At 54.5% G+C, this 1,485-nt stretch carries 2 protein-coding genes; both read right to left on the minus strand.

What is annotated here, in order from left to right; translation table 11 throughout:
• A partial coding sequence (locus tag ACQ4W6_RS25670; protein WP_436569983.1) for a DUF3391 domain-containing protein occupies positions 1-505 on the minus strand: 505 nt, incomplete at its 3' end.
• Positions 506-706: 201 nt separating this feature from the next.
• Positions 707-1,087 (minus strand): response regulator, encoded by a 381-nt coding sequence (locus ACQ4W6_RS25675; RefSeq protein ID WP_436569984.1) that lies wholly within the window; start codon positions 1,085-1,087, stop codon positions 707-709.
• Between the last annotated feature and the right edge of the window lie 398 nt (positions 1,088-1,485).

Here is a 1,485-nt window from a genome sequence, read left to right on the forward strand (position 1 = left end):
GCGCGCATACCGCCACCGAATGCATATAGGTATATTCGTCGGCATGTTTGAGCCGAACCAAGCCGACTAAGGCATCCGGGTTGCGCATGACCGACATGGCGATTTCGTCAACGAGGGGCCGCACTTGTTCGGCGGCGATCGCATTTCCCATGCGCGCTTCATGAAACATAGAGCTGACCGCAGTTTTTGATTCGGTCAAGAGCTGCGCGGCGCGATCGAGTTCGGTCGCCATCGACGTCGGTACAACCGGCGGATAACGAAACGGAGCCGCTTTGGCTAGCGTCGCCTTTGCCGTTGCCGCGCCGACTGACGGCGCGAGCGCGATGTCGGCGCCCCGGCTCGGGTCGATAAGCAATTCGCTAACGTTACTTGCTATGATCCTGGCCAGTTTATCTGGCGTGTCCACCAGCAAAGAAAGGGACCAGAAGGGACTCTTCAGCCAAGGCACGCAGAAATCCTCAACGTACATGCCAATTCTCAATTCGGATATATCGATCTTTTTCATATATTTTCCATGCTACAAATCGCCGCTGACGCGCACGGTGGTGGCACAGCGCCGCCATGCGCGCTAACTTGCATTGCTCATCTGCCACTTCAACCAAAGCGTTATTCTGCGCAATTTTTCATGCGAATGACGACTCGCTATTGGCCAGCAGTATGCAGCGCGGGTGGTCAACCGCTGGGTTGCCGGCAACCTGCTTCATTGCTAGCTCCTGCTATCGAATTTGTCCAGAATATCGAAGACCTTTACCATACTGTACGGTTTAACAATAAAGCCGTGCGCACCCGCACTGATGGCCGACAGCACGTTGGGCAGTCCGCTATGTCCGCTGACTATGACCCACATGCAATGCGGTAGTAAGGGGCGACAGGCGCTTAGTACGTCGAGGCCGCTCATGCCAGGCATCTCCAGATCCAGCAGCGCCAAGTCGAACGGCTCCTTCGCGTCCGCCAATAATGCATAGGCCTGCGTGCCATTACTGGCATGAACGATATCGCGATAGCCACGCTGGTGCAATATCGAGACAAGTAACTCGCGCATCTGCGCATCATCGTCTGCGATCATGATGCGTGGTGGCGCGTTCATCTGCACCCCACGCCGCTCGCGGCTACGCTGTGCTGGCCAGCCATCAGCGCCCCTAGCACGTGTTGCGCCGTCAAAGTTTCGCCCTCGCGCACGGTCGCTTCAACAAGGTCGTTTTGGGTAATGAGATCACCAGAGGTTCGAACCCAAATTTCATGTATGTCGGATATGTATTTCATCATGTATTTGAGCATAATATAGACATCAGGGACGCTTTAACAGGGCGTTGGAAAAAGAGCGCAGTCCTTCGGGTTTTGTCGCCCGAAATGCAAATTTTTCAGGCTGGAACCGCTTACCGCCTAAAAACCGGTTTCCAGCTGTTTTTTAGGCGGTTTTTTGGTTCTTTTTAGCACTTTTCGCCTTCCCTGAACGGAGTTATTCCACTACCGCCGACAAACGCC

The organism is Janthinobacterium woesei (genome assembly GCF_051380875.1).
Classification (GTDB): domain Bacteria; phylum Pseudomonadota; class Gammaproteobacteria; order Burkholderiales; family Burkholderiaceae_D; genus Janthinobacterium.

Excerpts from the sequence above, each read along its gene's own strand:
- ACQ4W6_RS25675 (WP_436569984.1), bottom strand. The coding sequence starts at position 1,087 with ATGAACGCGCCACCACGCATCATGATCGCAGACGATGATGCGCAGATG.